Here is a 16,694-nt window from a genome sequence, read left to right as displayed (position 1 = left end):
CGACGACCATCCGGGGCCCTCGCGGGCTGACCGCTTCACTCGGATCGTCCGGCACGTACCTGCCGGTGAAGAAAGGACCGAACGCTCATGGCGTCCGTCACCTATGACAAGGCAACCCGTCTCTACCCCGGAGGCAACCGTCCCGCGGTCGACTCCCTCGACCTGGACGTCGCCGACGGCGAGTTCCTCGTCCTCGTCGGCCCCTCGGGTTGCGGCAAGTCCACCTCGCTCCGCATGCTGGCCGGCCTCGAAGAGGTCAACTCCGGTCAGATCCGCATCGGCGACCGCGACGTCACGGACGTCCCGCCGAAGGACCGCGACATCGCGATGGTGTTCCAGAACTACGCGCTCTACCCGCACATGACCGTCGCCGAGAACATGGGCTTCGCGCTCAAGATCGCCGGCGTCGGCAAGGACGAGCGCGCCACCCGCGTGCAGGAAGCCGCCAAGCTCCTCGACCTCGAGGACTACCTCGGTCGCAAGCCGAAGGCGCTCTCCGGTGGTCAGCGTCAGCGCGTCGCGATGGGCCGTGCGATCGTCCGTCAGCCGCAGGTGTTCCTCATGGACGAGCCGCTGTCGAACCTCGACGCCAAGCTCCGCGTCCAGACCCGTACGCAGATCGCGTCGCTCCAGCGTCGTCTCGGTGTCACCACGGTCTACGTCACGCACGACCAGACCGAGGCACTGACCATGGGTGACCGCATCGCGGTGCTCAAGGACGGCATCCTGCAGCAGGTCGGCACGCCGCGCGACCTGTACGAGAAGCCGAACAACGTCTTCGTCGCGGGCTTCATCGGCTCGCCGGCGATGAACCTGCTGCCGGCCGACGTCGTCGAGGGCGGCATCAAGTTCGGCACGCTCAACCACGCGATCGACCGCGACACGCTCTCCAACGCGCGTTCCGGCCAGATCACGGTGGGCATCCGCCCCGAGGACGTCGTCGTGGCGCAGTCGGGCGAGGGCCTGCCCGTCACGGTCGACGTCGTCGAGGAACTCGGCGCCGACGGCTACCTCTACGGTCATGCCGACGTCAAGGGCACGCGCGTCGACATCGTCGCCCGCGTGGACGGCCGTTCGCACCCGTCGATCGGCGACACCATCGTGGTGACGCCGAAGTCGGGCCACGTGCACGCCTTCGACACCGAGTCGGGCGAGCGCCTGGACGACAAGGCCGTCGTCAGCGCGTAACCGAAGCGCACTCCCCGAGAGCCCGCGCCGCCTCACAAGGGCGGGTCGCGGGCTCTCGGCTGTCCCCCACGACACCGAAGGATCCACCGTGCCCGACTCGATGTCCATCACCGCAGCCACCGTCGACCCCGGCCTGCTCGACCTGCCGTGGGACCTGCCGCTGGCGGACTGGCCGGACGAGACCATCGTCGCCCTGCCGAAGGGCATCTCCCGGCACCTCGTGCGCTTCGTGCACCTGAGCGGCTACGTCGCCGCCGTCAAGGAGACCGGCGAAGAGGTCGCCCGTGCCGAGTACGACATGCTCCGCACGCTGCAGCGGATGGACGTGCCGTGCGTGGACCCCGTGGCGGTCATCACGAACCGCGTGGACGCCGACGGCGAGCAACTGCACCCCGTGCTCGTGACGCGGCACCTGCGCTTCTCGCTGCCGTACCGCGCGCTGTACTCGCAGACCCTGCGCCCGGAGACCGCCACCCGGCTCGTCGACGCGCTCGCCCTGCTGCTCGTGCGGCTGCACATCATCGGCTTCTACTGGGGCGACGTGTCGCTCTCGAACACGCTGTTCCGTCGCGACGCGGGCTCGTTCGCCGCGTACCTGGTCGACGCCGAGACCGGCAAGCTCTACCCGGGCGGCCTGTCGAACGGGCAGCGCGAGAACGACCTCGAGGTGGCGCGCGTGAACATCGCCGGCGAACTCCTCGACCTCGAAGCGGGTGGGCGGCTCGACGAGAACGCCGACCCCGTCGACGTCTCCAACCGCATCGTGGCGCAGTACCGGACGCTCTGGACCGAGCTCACGGGCACCGAGCAGTTCGACATCAAGGAGCGCTGGCGCATCAACGACCGCGTCGAGCGGCTCAACGAACTCGGCTTCGACATCGAGGAGCTCTCGATCCACACGACCGAGGGCGGTTCGCAGGTGCGGATCCAGCCGAAGGTCGTCGACGCCGGGCACCACCAGCGACGCCTGCTGCGGTTGACCGGCCTGGACGCCGGCGAGAACCAGGCCCGACGTCTGCTCAACGACCTCGACTCGTACCGGGCACGCAACGGCCGCGACGAACTCGACGAGGAGATGGTGGCGCACGAGTGGGTCTCGCGGGTCTTCGAGCCCGTCGTGCGTTCGATCCCCCGCGACCTGCGCGGCCGGCTCGAACCCGCCGAGGTCTTCCACGAGCTGCTCGAGCACCGCTGGTTCATGTCCCAGCAGGAAGAGCGTTCGGTCTCACTGCCCGAGGCCACGACCGCCTACATCAACGACGTGCTGCGGCACCGCCGTGACGAGCGCCTGCTGATCAACCCGCCGACGTCGTCGATGACGCTGCCCATCCCCGTGGTCGACGACGCCGAGCCCGCGGGCGACGAGTCCGACGACGTCGAGGACTGGCGCGCCACCGTCTGACCGCGCGCGCGTTCCCGTTCCCGTTCCCGTTCCGCCGAGGTTCCGAGATCTCGGAACCTCGGCGCGCGAAACGGCCGTCTGTGGAACCTCGGCACGACGCGTGCGGCGAGTCGTGGAACCTCGGCAGGACGCGTGCGGCGAGTCGTGGAACCCCACGGACGCGCTGAACCCCACGGACACACGGGAGGCCCGGCACCGGTCTCGTGGACCGGCACCGGGCCTCCAGGTGGTGACGTCGACCGCGCGGAGCGGCCGGGCAGACGCCGGTGCGGCTACTCGGCGCGACGGCGCCGGGCGACCTCCCACAGGGTGACGCTCGCCGCGATGCCGGCGTTGAGGGACTCGGTCGCGCTCGAGATCGGGATCGACACGATCGCGTCGCAGGTCTCGGTGACCAGGCGCGACAGGCCCTTGCCCTCGGAACCGACGACGATCACGATCGGGCGGTCGGCGAGCGCGAGGCCGTCGAGCTCCACGTCGCCGTCGCCGTCGAGACCGAGGACGAACAGGCCCATCGACTTCAGGGACTTCAGCGTCTGGGTGAGGTTCGGGGCCATCGCGACGGGCGTGCGGGCCGCGGCACCGGCCGAGGTCTTCCAGGCCGACGCGGTCACGCCGACCGAGCGACGCTGCGGCACGATGACGCCGTGTCCGCCGAACGCCGCGGTCGAGCGGATGATCGCACCGAGGTTGCGCGGGTCGGTGATGCCGTCGAGGGCGACGAGCAGCGGGACCTGGTCGCGCGAGAACGCCTGCTCGACGATGTCCTCGGACACGGCGTACTGGTACGCCGGCACCTTGAGCGCGACGCCCTGGTGGACGCTGTCGTGGCCGGTGATGCGGTCGAGCTCCGGGCGCATGAGCTCGATGATCGGGACGCCACGGTGGTTGGCGAGCGCGAGGATCTCCTTGACGCGGTCGTCCACCTCGATGCGCGAGGCGATGTAGAGCGTCGACGACGGGGTCTTCGTGCGGAGCGCCTCGAGCACGGAGTTGCGTCCGGTCACGAGCTCGGAGTCGTCGGTCTTGCGTGCCGGCGGACGGCCCGTGCGACCCTGCGGGGTGCTCGAGGAACCGTGACGACCCTTGGCCGCCTCGAAACGGTCCTTCGCGGCCTTCCGCTTGCCGGCGGGGTGGTAGGGGCGGTCCTCGGCCTTCGGGGTCGGCTTGCGACCCTCGAGCGCCTGGGCGCCCTGTCCGCCGGATCCGACCTGCTTGTTGCCCTTGCGACCGGTGCGGACGGCGCCGGGCCGACCCTTCTTGCTTCCCGAGACGTTCTTCATGCGTAGCTCCTGTTCGGCACTGCCGTGTTCAGGCGATGCTCCAGCGTGTTCCGACCGGAATGGTCTGCGGTGGCTTCGATCATGCGATGCTCCAGCGTGTTCCGGACGGGGTGTCCTCGATCGTGATGCCCGCGGCGGCGAGGTCGTCGCGCACGCGGTCGGCCGCGGTGAAGTCCCGTGCTGCCCTGGCGTCCGCGCGCTCCTGCACGAGGCGTTCGACGAGAGCGGCGAGCGGGCCTGCCGAGGCGTCCTGGCCGCCCCCCGACCAGTGGGCGGCTCGCGGGTCGATGCCGAGGACCTCCACCATCGCGGCCACCTGATGGTACGCGACCCCGAGCGTTTCCGCATCGTCGGCGTCCAGGGCGGCGTTGCCGGTCCGCACGGTCTCGTGCAGGACGGCCAGCGCCTGGGGCACCGCGAGGTCGTCGTCCATCGCGGCGGCGAAGGCGTCCGGCACCGCGGGGGCGTCGGCGAGGCGCACCCCTTCGAGCCGCACCTCGGCCCGCTGCAGGAACCCGTCGATGCGATCGTAGGCGGCTTCGGCCTCGGCCAACGAGCCGTCGTGGTGGTCGATCGAGGAGCGGTAGTGCGCCGCCCCCAGGAAGTACCGCACCACGGCGGGGCGGGCAGCGGCGAGGAAGTCGGCAGCGAAGATCGAGTTGCCGAGCGACTTCGACATCTTCTGGCCCTCGACCGTGACGAGTCCGTTGTGCAGCCAGTAGGACGCGAACGGGTCCCCCGCGGCGGTGGACTGCGCGAGCTCGTTCTCGTGGTGCGGGAACCGCAGGTCGAGTCCGCCGCCGTGGATGTCGAACGCCGGGCCGAGGTACCGCCGCGACATGGCGGAGCACTCGATGTGCCAGCCCGGGCGACCGAGGCCCCACGGGGAGTCCCACGCCGCGGTCGACGGCTCCCCCGGCTTCGCACCCTTCCAGAGGGCGAAGTCGCGGGCGTCGCGCTTGCCACGGGGGTCGGCGTCGGTGGCCTCGACCATGTCCTCGCGACGCTGCCGGGTCAGGGCACCGTACGACGGCCAGCTGCCGGTGTCGAAGTAGACGTCACCGGAGTCGTCGGCGGCGACGTAGGCGTGGCCGCGGTCGATGAGCTTCGTGATGATGTCGTGCATCTGCGGCACGCTCGCGGTGGCGCGGGGCTCGTACGTCGGCGGCAGGATGCCGAGGGCGTTGTACGCGGCGGTGAACTCGAGCTCGACGCGGTAGGCCCGGGCGAACCAGGCTTCGTCGGTGCCGGCGGCCAGGTCGAGCACCTTGTCGTCGATGTCGGTGACGTTCCGCACGAGGGTGACGCGGAGACCGCGGTAGGTCAGCCAGCGGCGCCAGATGTCGTAGACCAGGGCGGAGCGCAGGTGCCCGATGTGCGGCGACGACTGCACCGTCGGACCGCAGACGTAGACGCTGACCTGTCCGTCGACCAGGGGGACGAGGTCGACGACGGCTGCGGCGCGGGAGTCGTAGAGGCGAACGGTCACGCCCCAAGCCTAGGACGTCAGGCCGGTCGGACGAGGGCTGTTGCGATCGCGGCGAGCCCTTCGCCCCGACCCGTGAAGCCGAGGCCGTCGGTCGTCGTGCCGGAGACCGCGACGGGGGCTCCGACCACGGCGGACAGGGCGTCCTGCATCTCGACCCGACGTGCACCGATGCGCGGTCGGTTCCCGACCACCTGGACCGTGACCGAGACGGGGGCGAGGCCGGCGTCGAGGAGCATCGTCACCGCACCACGGACGAAGACGTCGCCGGCCGCGCCGGCGTAGGCGGGGTCCGCCGTGCCGAACGTCCCGCCGATGTCGCCGAGTCCGCCGGCGGACAGCAGCGCGTCGCACACCGCGTGCGCCACCGCGTCGCCGTCGCTGTGTCCGGAGAGCCCGGGTTCGCCGGGGAAGTCGAGCAGGCCGACGCGGCACGGCGACGCCGCGTCGAACGCGTGCACGTCGACCCCGAGGCCGAGCCGGACCGCCGAGGCAGCGGGGACACCCGGCACCGAGGCCCGCGACCGGACGATCGACTCCGCCCGCCCGAGGTCCCACCGCGTCGTGATCTTGAAGGCATCGGCGTCGCCCGGCACGGAGCGCACCGTGCCGCCGGCCGCCTGGAACACGCCGGCGTCGTCGGTCTCGGACTGCGTCGACGCCGCGTACGCCCGGCGGAGCGCGTCGAGCGGGAAGCCCTGCGGCGTCTGCACCCCGACGAGTGCGGACCGGTCGACGGTCTCGACGACGACGTCACCGGCGACCCGCTTGATCGTGTCCGTGACGGGCAGCGCGGGGACGTACCCCGCACCAGCGCCCGAAGCGACCGCGTCGAACACCCGGTCGAACTGCGCAGCGGGTGTGAGGCACCGAGCCGCGTCGTGCACCAGCACCGCGGTGACGGAGTCCGGCAGCACGGCCAGGCCGGCCTGGACCGAACCATGGCGATCCGTGCCTCCTGGGACGACCGCCGTGTAGGCGACCGCAGCACCCGCGGCCGTGGCGACCACCCGGCGGCAGTCCTCGAGCAGCGCCGACGGCGCGACGACGACCACCAGCGTCGGGGACGACGACGAGAAGAGCGGCTCGAGCGCGCGCGCGAGCATCAGCTGCCCGGCCACGGGCACGAACGCCTTCGCGGTGCCGATGCCGAGTCGGGTGCCGGACCCGGCCGCAACGACGACGACCGCCCGGTCCACCCCTTCGGGGAACCGTGCGGTCGTCGTGGTGTTCAGTGCTGCTGCGCTCAGTGGTTCGACGCGCTCAGGACGCGAGGACCTCGTCGAGGACGGTCGATGCCTTGTCCTCGTCGGTCTTCTCGGCCAGGGCCAGCTCGGAGATCAGGATCTGCCGCGCCTTGGCCAGCATCCGCTTCTCACCCGCGGACAGGCCGCGGTCCTGGTCGCGACGCCAGAGGTCGCGGACGACCTCCGACACCTTGATGACGTCCCCGGAAGCGAGCTTCTCGAGGTTCGCCTTGTACCGGCGCGACCAGTTGGTGGGTTCTTCCGTGAACGGTGCCCGGAGGACCTCGAACACCTTGTCGAGTCCTTCCTTGCCGATCACGTCGCGGACTCCGACCAGGTCGACGTTGTCCGCCGGTACCTCGATCGTCAGGTCACCCTGCGTGACCCGCAGTTTCAGGTAGACCTTTTCCTCGCCCTTGATGACGCGCGTCTTGACTTCAGAGATGGTTGCCGCCCCGTGGTGGGGGTAGACGACGGTCTCGCCGACCTCGAATTGCATGTATCAGGCTCCGTTCCCAGACTTCCAGTTTACCACAAGGGGTGTTCGGGTAAGGGGACCCTCAGCACTGGGGCTTCCCGGTGATCGCTAGGATGGAGCGGGACCGTCCGGTCCTCATCGACTTACGGAGGAATCTCTTGCGAGCTCGGGTACTCGTGTCCGTCGCCGTTGCGGCAACCATCGCGCTGGGCGCCACCGGGTGCGAGTTCATGTCGCCTGCGCACACCGTCGACATCAAGCAGATCACCGACGGCGTGAACGTCTCGACCGGCAAGGTCGACGTCCGCAACGCCATCCTGATCTCGGACGACGGCGAGGGCGCACGCTTCATCGGCACGCTCGTGAACAACTCCGACACCGACGGCATCACCGTCTCGGTCGAGATCGGTGGCGACACCGAGACCGTGCTGGTGCCGGCGAACTCGCACGTCGACCTGGCGAACGACTCGCAGCACGACACCCTCGACTTCGACAGCGCGGACGCCGAGCCGGGTTCGCTCGTCAAGGTGTACTTCTCCTACCCCGACGCCGAGGGCGTCTCGGCCAACGTGCCGGTGCTGACCACCTCGCAAGAGGAGTACGCCACCCTCGCGCCGACCTCGACCCCCGAACCGACCGGTCAGGTCACGCTGCCGGTCGAGACCCCGTCGGCCACGCCGACGGACGGCGAGTAGCCGCACCGCGCACGCGCGAGCGCATGCGCTTCAGACCGGGAGGCCCGGTGCGAGTCCAACGGACTCGCACCGGGCCTCCTGTCCGTCCGTCTCAGGCCTCGATGCGGTACCCGAGCCCGCGTACCGTCACCAGGATCTCCGGGGTGGACGGCACGCGCTCGATCTTCGAGCGGATGCGCTTGATGTGCACGTCGAGCGTCTTCGTGTCGCCGAAGTAGTCGGAGCCCCACACCCGGTCGATGAGCTGGCCACGGGTGAGCACCCGCCCGGCGTTGCGGAGCAGGAGCTCGAGCAGCTCGAACTCCTTGAGGGGCATCGCCGTCTCCGAGCCGTCCACCGACACCGTGTGCCGCTCGACGTCCATCCGGATGCCGCCGACCTGCAGGATCCCGCTGTCCGCCGGGTCGTCCTCGGTGCGACGCCGCAGGACCGCGCGGATGCGGGCCAGCAGCTCGCGGGTCGAGTACGGCTTCGTCACGTAGTCGTCCGCGCCGAGCTCGAGCCCGACGACGATGTCGACCTCGGAGTCCTTCGCCGTCAGCATGATGATCGGGGCGTTCGACCGGGTGCGGATCTGCCGGCAGACCTCGGTGCCGGACAACCCGGGCAGCATGAGGTCGAGGAGCACCAGGTCCGGGTTCTCCGAGTCGAACTTCGACAGCGCGGTCACGCCGTCGGCAGCGACGGAGGTCTCGTACCCCTCGCGCTGCAGCAGGAACTCCAGGGGCTCGCTCAGGGCCGGCTCGTCGTCGACGATGAGGATCTTGGTCACGATGGCTGCTCTTCCAGTTGCTCTTCGAGTGCGGTGGTCAGTTCGGTGTCCGCCTCGGGCAGGCGGATGGTGAAGGTCGAGCCCTTGCCGGGCTGCGACCAGACACGGACGTCGCCGCCGTGGTTGCCCACGACGTGCTTGACGATCGCCAGGCCGAGGCCGGTGCCGCCGGTGGCGCGCGACCGGGCGGGGTCGACGCGGTAGAAGCGTTCGAACACCCGGTCGAGGTCGGCCTCGGGGATCCCGACGCCCTGGTCGGTGATCGCGATCTCGACGAAGCCCTTCGCGGACCGGACGCCGACGCCGACGCGGGTGCCGTCGGGTGAGTACTTCACCGCGTTGGCGATGAGGTTCGACACCGCGACCTGCAGCAGGCCGGGGTCGCCCATCACCCGGAGCTTCGACTTCTTCGCCCGGATGATCTCGATCGAGCGGGCGCGGGCGACGACCTCGTTCGCGTCGATCGCGGCCTGCACGATCTTGTCGACACCGGTCTCCTCGCTGTTCTCCAGCGCGTCGACCGACTGCAGCCGGGACAGCTCGATGATGTCCTTCGTCAGGGCGCCGAGCCGTTCGGACTCGGTGATGAGCTGCGCGGCGAACTTCTTCACGTGCGCGGGGTCGTCGGCCGCGAGGACGAGCGTCTCGGACAGCAGGCCGATGGCGCCGATCGGGGTCTTCAGCTCGTGCGAGATGTTGGCGACGAAGTCACGGCGGACCTCGTCGATGCGCCGGCTCTCGGTCAGGTCGTCCGCGGTGATGAGCACGTACCGGTTGCCGAGCTGGGCGGCACGGAAGCTGAGGTACCCGATGAGCTCCCCGTGGCGTCCGCGCGGGAGCTCGAGGTCCTCCGCCCCCATCTCGCCGCTCTTGCGCACCCGGTCGACCAGGTCGAGGAGTTCCTGGTGCACGAGCCGTCGCCGGACGACGAGCCCGACGGTCAGCGCCTGGGGCGACGCGGCGACGACGGTGTTCGACGGGTCGATGACGACCGCCGGGTTGTGCATCGTCGCGATCACTGCTGCGACGCCGTCGGGCAGGGTCCGCTCTGCCACGTCGGCAGCACGTGCCGTGCGCTCGGCGGTGATGATCAGCACCACGACGCCCGCGCCGAAGACCCCGCCGAGGAGCATCGACAGTGGCACGAGCCACGCGTTGTCCATGTCGCCAGTGTAGGGATGGTCACGCGGGGTTCCGGTACCGTTCACCCGCCTCGGAAGGCCGGAACGCGAAGCGTTCAGCCCCACGTCACCGTTCGTTCACCTGGGCTGACGACACTCGACCGGTACGCAGAGAGAGGTACTCCCCCATGCGCGAAGTCTTCCAGCAGGAACTCCAGGACGTCCAGGAGCGACTGACCGAGATCGCCGGACTCGTCGAGTCCGCCATCACCCGGGCCACCCAGGCCTTCAGCGACTCCGACGTCGCCCTCGCCGAGGAGGTGATCGCCGACGACCAGAAGATCGACGAGGCCGCCAACAGCCTCGACGAGATCGCCATCGACATCCTGGCCCGCCAGGCACCGGTCGCCCGCGACCTGCGCGTCGTCGTCACCGCCCTGCGCGTGAGTTCCTCGCTCGAGCGCATGGGTGACATGGCCGAGCACATCGCGCAGCTCGCCCGTCAGCGCTTCCCCGAGAAGGTCGTGCCGAAGGGTCTCCGCGGCACGTTCAAGGAGATGGGCAAGCACGACGTCGCGATGTCGCAGAAGCTCACGCGGCTGCTCGCGACCGAGGACATCGCCCTCGCTGCGGAGATCCGCGACGAGGACGACGCCGTCGACGAACTGCACGCGAGCGTCTTCGACTTCGTCCTCGGCGAGGCCTGGAAGGGCGGGCCGATCGACACCGTCGACGCCACCCTGGCCTCGCGCTACCACGAGCGCTTCGCCGACCACGCGGTCTCCATCGCGAAGAAGGTCGAGTACCTGGCGACCGGCGACTGGACCGGCGCGTCCACCTCGACCGCCGCGGTCTGACCCGGTTCGGTTCCGTTCCGCGGCGCTCGGCACCCGCTCGGTTCTGCGAGGATCGACGCATGGCCCAGGTCGCGATCATCGTCAACGGCATGCCCGGTTCCGGCAAGAGCACGATCGGCGCGGCGCTGGCCGAGGTGCTCGGTTGCCCGTTCCTGTCGAAGGACCGGATCAAGGAGCCCCTCGCCGACGTCGTCGGCCCGATGATCGCGTCGCGTCCGCTCGGCGGGATCGCGATGGACACGATGTGGTCCATGGCGCGGGCCGTCGAGAACGGGGTCGTCCTCGACGCCGTCTGGCTGCCGTCGCGTGACCGGGACCGCCTGGAGGCCGGGCTCACGTCCGCCGGGTCGCCGCGCGCCGTCGAGGTGTGGTGCGACACGGACCGGCCCAGCGCCGAGGAGCGGCTGCGCGACCGGTACGACCCGGGCACCGTGCCGGTGCGGCACGAGGTGCACGGCGACCTCGACGAGGTGCTGGCCTTCTGGGACGAACACGAGGACGACGCTCGACCCGTCGGGTTGCCGGGCGTCCCGGTGATCCGGGTCGACACGACGAGGCCGTACGACGTCGGCGCCCTCGTGCAGGAGATCGCCTCGCACTTCGTCTGACCGGCCGCACGACGAACGCCCCGCCCGGACTCCGGACGGGGCGTTCGTCTGTGCCGAGCTACTTCTTGGCGCCCTGGGCGGCCACGGCGGCAGCGCCGGCGGCAGCGGCCTCGGGGTCGAGGTAGTACGCCGGCTTCGTCGGACGGAAGTCGTCGTCGAGCTCGTACACCAGCGGGATGCCCGTCGGGATGTTCAGCCCGGCGATGTCGTCGTCGGAGATGTCGTCGAGGTGCTTCACGAGCGCGCGGAGCGAGTTGCCGTGCGCGGTGACCAGCACGGTCTTGCCCTCGCCCAGGTCCTTCGTGATGTCGGACTCCCAGTAGGGCAGCAGGCGGTCGATCACGAGCTTGAGCGACTCGGTGCGGGGCAGCTTGTCGCCCAGGTCGGCGTAGCGACGGTCACCGGCCTGCGACCACTCGGCGCCGTCGGCGATGGGGGGCGGCGGGACGTCGAACGAACGGCGCCACTCCATGAACTGCTGCTCGCCGTACTCGGCCAGCGTCTGGGCCTTGTCCTTGCCCTGCAGGTCGCCGTAGTGGCGCTCGTTGAGGCGCCAGTCGCGCTTGACCGGCAGCCACGCCAGGTCGGCCTGGAGCAGCGCGATGTCGGCCGTCTGGATCGCACGGGTGAGGAGCGAGGTGTACAGGACGTCGGGGACGATGCCCGACTCGGCGATGAGGTCGCCGGCGCGCTTCGCCTCCTTCTCGCCCAGCTCGCTGAGCCGGACGTCGACCCAACCGGTGAACAGGTTCTTCTGGTTCCAGTCACTGTTTCCGTGACGGAGCAGGACGAGCGTGGAGGTCATGCTGCCGAGTCTACCGAGCGTCAGCAGGCCCGTACCCTTGACGGCATGCCCATCGGGAACGTGACGCGCGGGACGACCGGGTACAACCGGCTCCGCCGTGTCGACCGGTGGATCGCGTCGTTGCCCGCGCTCCGCAGGACCGACGACCCGCTGGTCGCGGACGTCGGGTACGGGGCCTCGCCGACGACGACGCTCGAGCTGCGCGACCGTCTGGCCCGGGTGCGTCCGGACGTCGAGGTCACCGGCATCGAGATCGAACCGGCACGCGTGGCGTTCGCGAACGCCGGTACCCGCGACGGCGTGACGTTCCGGCTCGGCGGCTTCGAGACCCCGACCCCCGGACAGCGTCGACCGGCCGTGATCCGTGCGTTCAACGTGCTGCGGCAGTACGACGAGTCCGCCGTGGTGGCGTCGTGGCGGGTCATGCAGGACCGCCTGCAGCCCGGCGGGGCGCTCGTCGAGGGGACCTGCAACGAGGTCGGCCGGGTGGCCTCGTGGGTGACGCTCGACGACGTCGCCCCTCGGACCTTCACGGTGTCGCTCCGGCTCGCCGGGCTCGACGTGCCGAGCATCGTGGCGGAACGGCTGCCGAAGGCCCTGATCCACCGGAACGTGCCCGGCGAACGGGTGCACGCGTTCCTGCGCGACCTCGACCTGTCGTGGGCGGTGGCGGCTCCGCTCAGTACGTACGGGCCCCGGCAGCGGTGGATCGCCACGGTGCGGGGCATGCGCGACCGCGGGTGGCCGGTCCGGCACGGGCCGACGCGGTGGCGGCTCGGCGAACTCAGCGTGCCGTGGGACGTGGTCGAGCCCGCCACCTGAGGGGGCGAGTCTCGCGCTCAGCGACTGATCTCGCGCTCCGGGGCCCGCGAAGTGTCGCTCGGGCCGAGTCTCGCGCCAGCATCGACCCGCGACGGCGACTAGGAGCGCTTGACGGCTCCGAGGCGGGGCAGTCGCGGGACGTTCGCCGTGGCGCCGGCCTCCGGCGGGACGATGGTCTCCTGCGCCGCCGTCACCACGACGTCGTCGGCGGTGAGCGTCAGGGTCGCGGTGGGGTCGAGGGAGCGCTTGACCACAGCGAGACCGATCGGCCCGAGTTCGTGGTGGACCGCCGAGGCGGCCAGCCGTCCGACTTCCTTGTCGCCGAGCACCACGGGAGTCCCCGGAGCCGGCAGGACAGCGTGCGACCCGTCCAGGTGCAGCTGCACGATCCGACGCGGCGGGTGCCCGAGGTTGTGCACCTTCGCGACGGTCTCCTGCCCGCGGTAGCAGCCCTTCGTCAGGTGCACGGCGGAGCGGAGCCAGTCGAGCTCGTGCGGGATGGTGCGCTCGTCGGCGTCGGACAGCGTCGGGCGCCAGGCGGCGATCCGCAGTGCCTCGAACGCCAGCAACCCGGCGACGGGCCGGTCGGACGCTGCCAGACCGGTCGCGGCCCCCGGCGTGAGCACCGCGATCCGGAGGCTCCAGTCGGAGCCGGGGTGGGCCTCCAGGCTGGCGTAGCTCCACCCACCGGGCGTGACGGCCGCCCACGGGTCGACCCACTCGACGACCGCGTCGTCCACGGCACCGGTGTCGGTGAAGGACCCGACGGTGACGAAGTCGGCACTGCGGTCCGCGACCTCGACCCGGAGCATGAAGCGCATCGAGTCGAGCCAGGCGGCGAGCGGTGCCGCGTCCTGGGGCTCGGTGAGGAGCCACGCGACCGAACCGTCGTCGACCACGCGGGCGGCGTGCTCGACGCGGCCGGACTGGTCGAGCACGAGGGTCTCGGTGCTGACGCCGGTCGGCAGGCCGGTCAGCTGCTGCGAGGTGATCGAGTTGAGCCACGACAGGCGGTCCGGTCCGGCGACGGTGACGACGCCGAGGCCGAGCTCGACGACGGCCGAGCCACGTTCGAGCAGCCGCTGCTCACCGATGGGGTTGCCGAAGTGTGCGGCGGGCGCGCCGAGCGCACCAGATGACGCGACGAACCCGTCGCGCACCGCGAACGCCGACATCAGTCGACCTTCGCGAGCTGCCCCGAGGCGTGCGAGGTGAGTTCGCGACCGAGCGCGGCGATGTCCCACGCCCAGAAGAGCTTGCCCTCGACCAGGCCGTACAGGCGGGTCGCGGCGGAGTAGTCCTTCGCGTTCGGCGAGCGCATCACGGCGTCGGTGGCCAGGTCGATCCGGCCCTTGAGCACCCGGCCGACGTAGAGCTCGTTGACACCCGTCGGGTGGACGATCGCGGCTTCGACGTCGAAGCCGTCCGTGGTGTTGCGCAGCGCCTCGACGCTCTCGACGGTGCTGAACGGGGTCGGCCCCTCGCCCAGGAGCATCGCGGGGCCGCGGTCACCGGGTTCGGTCGGACGGTCGATCCGCCAGTAGCCCATCTCGGCGGCGAGCGGGGTGTGGTCGTCGTCGAGCAGCCACGTGGTGGACGAGTAGTTGAGGTACGGCAGGCCGTCGTGGCTGAAGCTCACGCGCTGGCCGAACTCGTAGGTACGGGGCGCCTCTTCGTCACCGACGGGGTACTCCACGACGCCGGTGCCCTCCCAGACGCCGACGAGCCACGACAACGGGACCAGTTCGGGCGCCAGGCCCTCGGGGAGCTCGATCAACGCTGACCCTTGAACAGCTTCACGACGACGACCACCGAGATGAACGCGATCGCGAGCGACGCCAGGCCGAGGAGGCCCACGTAGAACAGCTCGAGCGCAAGCAGCGAATCCATGCCCCGGAGTCTACGCGGCTCGGCTCAACGCGCCAGGAGCACCACCGCGGTGACGAGCACCACGACGAAGGCACCGGAGGACGCGATGCTGATCCGCTCGACCAGTCCGTCCTTCGTGGCGGTGATGAGCTGGAGCACGAAGCTCACCATCACGCAGGCGACGAACACGAGCAGCAGCCACGCGAAGGCGTCGCGCTCGGCGAGCGTGAGGACGAGCACCGCCCCGGCGACGGCCAGGATCCAGACCGGCAGGACGGACGTCAGCGTGAGACGCCGCTGGTCGGTGGGCTGCACTGGCTGGGTCACGCGTTCCATCATGACAGGGGTCACGGCCGGCGCGCAGGCGCAGCGCGGCCGTGCAGCGCCGCGGTGCGCTGCGGTGCGCTGCGGTGCGCTGCGTGCGCTGCGTGCGCGCTTGCGGGTTCCCGCGCAAACCGTCCGGCCGGATGAGGACTTCCCGAGCATCACTAGGATGTGTCCACGACGTCATCCACCTGCGGAGGTCCTGTGGCACAGCTCCTGGTACTCACCTCGACCGCGCCCGGCGACGTCCTGCCGAGCCTGGGTCTCCTGAGCCACAGGATCCGTCACGTGCCGGCCGAGGCCGCCCAGCTGGTCAACGCGCCGCAGAGCGACCTGATGTTCGTGGACGCCCGCACCGACCTGGTCAGTGCGAAGGCCCTGTGCAAGATCCTCGCCTCGTCCGGATCGACGACGCCCATCGTGCTCGTGGTCACCGAGGGTGGGCTCACCGCCGTCAACAGCGACTGGAACGTCGACGACGTGGTGCTCGAGAGCGCCGGCCCCGCTGAGATCGACGCCCGCATCCGGCTGTCAGCGGGCCGTGCGGCCAAGGGGCAGTCCAGCTCGAAGATCCAGGCGTCCGGTGTCGTCATCGACGAGGCGAGCTACTCGGCGAAGGTCCGCGGCCGGCCGCTCGACCTGACGTTCAAGGAGTTCGAGCTCCTCCGCTTCTTCGCCACGCACCCGTCGCGCGTCTTCACCCGCGAGCAGCTGCTCAGCGAGGTCTGGGGCTACGACTACTTCGGTGGCACCCGCACGGTCGACGTGCACGTCCGTCGGCTCCGCGCGAAGCTCGGCGACCTCGAGTCGCTCATCGGCACGGTCCGCAACGTCGGGTACCGCTTCAACGTCTACGACGACGAGGCCGAGCGCCTGATGGGCCAGTAGTGCCGGACCTCGCACGGTTCGTCGTCCCCGGCGAGGCGCCGCCGTTCTCCGACCAGACCCTGGTCGACGTCCGCGCGGGGCGCGCGACGGTCCTCGAGGCCGACGACGGGGTCGCCGTGGTCCGCGACGCTGAGCTGGAACTCGTCGTCGACCGGGAGGCCCGTGGGCACGGCACCGGGACCGCCCTCGTCACGCAGGCGCTCGCGCTGGGCGGCGGGGCCGCTCCCGTGCTCGCCTGGGCACACGGGGACCACCCGGCAGCGCGTGCACTGGCCGATCGGTTCGGCTGGCGCGCCGTCCGGACCCTGCTGCAGCTCCGGGCGCCGATCGACGAGGCCGACGCCCCGTCCGTCGACGTGCCGGCCGGGTACAGCCTGTCCGCGTTCCGACCCGGCACCGAGGACGAGGCCGACTGGCTCACCCTGAACGCCGCGGCCTTCGCGCACCACCCCGAGCAGGGGCGGATGACGCTCGACGACCTGCACGCCCGCGAGTCGGACGCCTGGTTCTCCGGCGACGACCTGCTGCTGCTCCGCGACGCCTCCGGGCAGCTCGCCGGCTCGTGCTGGCTCAAGGTCGAGGACGGCATCGGCGAGTTCTACGCCGTCGCCGTCCGGCCCGACCTGCAGGGGCAGCGGCTCGGCGGGGTGCTCATGCGCGCGGGCACCGCTCGGCTCAGCGGCCGTGGACTGACCGCCGCCGCACTGTACGTCGAGGGCAACAACGAGCCGGCGCTGGCGCTGTACCGGCGGTCCGGGTTCACGCAGCACGCGATCGACGTGCAGTACGCCGCGCCGGAGCACGCGGAGGCTCCGACCGGCCGGTAACATTGCGTGGTCGGCGAGGGGT

Annotated in this window: 18 protein-coding genes; 8 read left to right on the top strand and 10 right to left on the bottom strand. The window is 70.8% G+C overall.

Annotation, left to right across the window (positions count from 1 at the left end; genetic code table 11):
• The first annotated feature begins 87 nt into the window (after positions 1-87).
• Together EDF63_RS05995 and EDF63_RS05990 are read left to right on the top strand one after the other, a co-directional pair.
• On the top strand, positions 88-1,188 hold the full coding sequence (locus tag EDF63_RS05995) for an ABC transporter ATP-binding protein (RefSeq protein WP_123311994.1): 1,101 nt from the start codon (positions 88-90) through the stop codon (positions 1,186-1,188).
• Positions 1,189-1,276: 88 nt separating this feature from the next.
• A complete protein-coding gene (locus EDF63_RS05990) occupies positions 1,277-2,590 on the top strand; it encodes a DUF4032 domain-containing protein (RefSeq protein ID WP_123311992.1) in 1,314 nt (437 codons plus the stop codon).
• Between the two features lie 272 nt (positions 2,591-2,862).
• Here the strand turns inward: EDF63_RS05990 and rlmB are convergent, their stop codons facing one another.
• The 4 genes from rlmB to EDF63_RS05970 form a co-directional block, all read right to left on the bottom strand.
• Complete coding sequence (rlmB, locus tag EDF63_RS05985) at positions 2,863-3,873, bottom strand: 23S rRNA (guanosine(2251)-2'-O)-methyltransferase RlmB (RefSeq protein WP_123311990.1); 1,011 nt, start codon at positions 3,871-3,873, stop codon at positions 2,863-2,865.
• A gap of 79 nt (positions 3,874-3,952) precedes the next feature.
• Positions 3,953-5,362, bottom strand: coding sequence for a cysteine--tRNA ligase (gene cysS, locus EDF63_RS05980; protein ID WP_123311988.1), 1,410 nt, complete (start codon positions 5,360-5,362; stop codon positions 3,953-3,955).
• A gap of 17 nt (positions 5,363-5,379) precedes the next feature.
• Positions 5,380-6,558 carry a 2-C-methyl-D-erythritol 4-phosphate cytidylyltransferase gene (ispD, locus tag EDF63_RS05975; protein ID WP_123311986.1) on the bottom strand — a complete coding sequence of 393 codons (1,179 nt, stop codon included), beginning with the start codon at positions 6,556-6,558 and terminating at the stop codon, positions 5,380-5,382.
• Positions 6,559-6,622: 64 nt separating this feature from the next.
• The gene (locus tag EDF63_RS05970; protein ID WP_017888066.1) at positions 6,623-7,105 is read right to left on the bottom strand and encodes a CarD family transcriptional regulator; all 483 of its coding nucleotides are present in this window, start codon (positions 7,103-7,105) and stop codon (positions 6,623-6,625) included.
• 209 nt (positions 7,106-7,314) lie between these two features.
• Here EDF63_RS05970 and EDF63_RS05965 point away from each other — a divergent pair, with 209 nt between their 5' ends.
• The gene (locus EDF63_RS05965; protein ID WP_148061737.1) at positions 7,315-7,779 is read left to right on the top strand and encodes a hypothetical protein; all 465 of its coding nucleotides are present in this window, start codon (positions 7,315-7,317) and stop codon (positions 7,777-7,779) included.
• Between the two features lie 91 nt (positions 7,780-7,870).
• Here the strand turns inward: EDF63_RS05965 and EDF63_RS05960 are convergent, their stop codons facing one another.
• Positions 7,871-8,551, bottom strand: coding sequence for a response regulator transcription factor (locus EDF63_RS05960; protein WP_111085241.1), 681 nt, complete (start codon positions 8,549-8,551; stop codon positions 7,871-7,873).
• Entirely contained in the window at positions 8,548-9,714 is a 1,167-nt protein-coding gene (locus tag EDF63_RS05955; protein WP_123311982.1) for a cell wall metabolism sensor histidine kinase WalK, read from the bottom strand. Before EDF63_RS05955 ends, EDF63_RS05960 begins: the two co-directional genes overlap by 4 nt.
• A gap of 146 nt (positions 9,715-9,860) precedes the next feature.
• Between EDF63_RS05955 and phoU the strand changes: the two genes are divergently transcribed.
• Both phoU and EDF63_RS05945 read left to right on the top strand, forming a co-directional pair.
• Positions 9,861-10,529, top strand: a complete 669-nt coding sequence (phoU, locus tag EDF63_RS05950; protein ID WP_111085245.1) for a phosphate signaling complex protein PhoU — start codon at positions 9,861-9,863, stop codon at positions 10,527-10,529.
• A gap of 59 nt (positions 10,530-10,588) precedes the next feature.
• A complete protein-coding gene (locus tag EDF63_RS05945) occupies positions 10,589-11,137 on the top strand; it encodes an AAA family ATPase (protein WP_123311980.1) in 549 nt (182 codons plus the stop codon).
• 58 nt (positions 11,138-11,195) lie between these two features.
• Here the strand turns inward: EDF63_RS05945 and EDF63_RS05940 are convergent, their stop codons facing one another.
• On the bottom strand, positions 11,196-11,942 hold the full coding sequence (locus EDF63_RS05940) for a phosphoglyceromutase (protein WP_123311978.1): 747 nt from the start codon (positions 11,940-11,942) through the stop codon (positions 11,196-11,198).
• Between the two features lie 45 nt (positions 11,943-11,987).
• On the opposite strand from EDF63_RS05940, the gene EDF63_RS05935 reads away from it, so the two are divergent.
• Entirely contained in the window at positions 11,988-12,764 is a 777-nt protein-coding gene (locus EDF63_RS05935) for a class I SAM-dependent methyltransferase (protein WP_123311976.1), read from the top strand.
• Positions 12,765-12,862: 98 nt separating this feature from the next.
• Here EDF63_RS05935 and EDF63_RS05930 read toward each other — a convergent pair whose 3' ends face one another.
• The 3 genes from EDF63_RS05930 to EDF63_RS05920 form a co-directional block, all read right to left on the bottom strand.
• On the bottom strand, positions 12,863-13,939 hold the full coding sequence (locus EDF63_RS05930; protein WP_123311974.1) for a folate-binding protein YgfZ: 1,077 nt from the start codon (positions 13,937-13,939) through the stop codon (positions 12,863-12,865).
• The gene (locus EDF63_RS05925) at positions 13,939-14,541 is read right to left on the bottom strand and encodes an FABP family protein (protein ID WP_111085252.1); all 603 of its coding nucleotides are present in this window, start codon (positions 14,539-14,541) and stop codon (positions 13,939-13,941) included. Before EDF63_RS05925 ends, EDF63_RS05930 begins: the two co-directional genes overlap by 1 nt.
• Before the next feature lie 137 nt (positions 14,542-14,678).
• Complete coding sequence (locus EDF63_RS05920; RefSeq protein ID WP_148061736.1) at positions 14,679-14,960, bottom strand: hypothetical protein; 282 nt, start codon at positions 14,958-14,960, stop codon at positions 14,679-14,681.
• Positions 14,961-15,161: 201 nt separating this feature from the next.
• Here EDF63_RS05920 and EDF63_RS05915 point away from each other — a divergent pair, with 201 nt between their 5' ends.
• On the top strand, positions 15,162-15,845 hold the full coding sequence (locus EDF63_RS05915) for a response regulator transcription factor (RefSeq protein WP_111085255.1): 684 nt from the start codon (positions 15,162-15,164) through the stop codon (positions 15,843-15,845).
• Positions 15,845-16,672 carry a mycothiol synthase gene (mshD, locus tag EDF63_RS05910; protein WP_123311970.1) on the top strand — a complete coding sequence of 276 codons (828 nt, stop codon included), beginning with the start codon at positions 15,845-15,847 and terminating at the stop codon, positions 16,670-16,672. The genes EDF63_RS05915 and mshD overlap by 1 nt, the downstream gene beginning before the upstream one ends.
• The last annotated feature ends 22 nt before the right edge of the window (positions 16,673-16,694 follow it).

Source organism: Curtobacterium sp. JUb34 (assembly GCF_003755065.1).
Classification (GTDB): Bacteria; Actinomycetota; Actinomycetes; order Actinomycetales; family Microbacteriaceae; genus Curtobacterium.
This window is presented reverse-complemented; position numbering and strand designations above follow the sequence as displayed.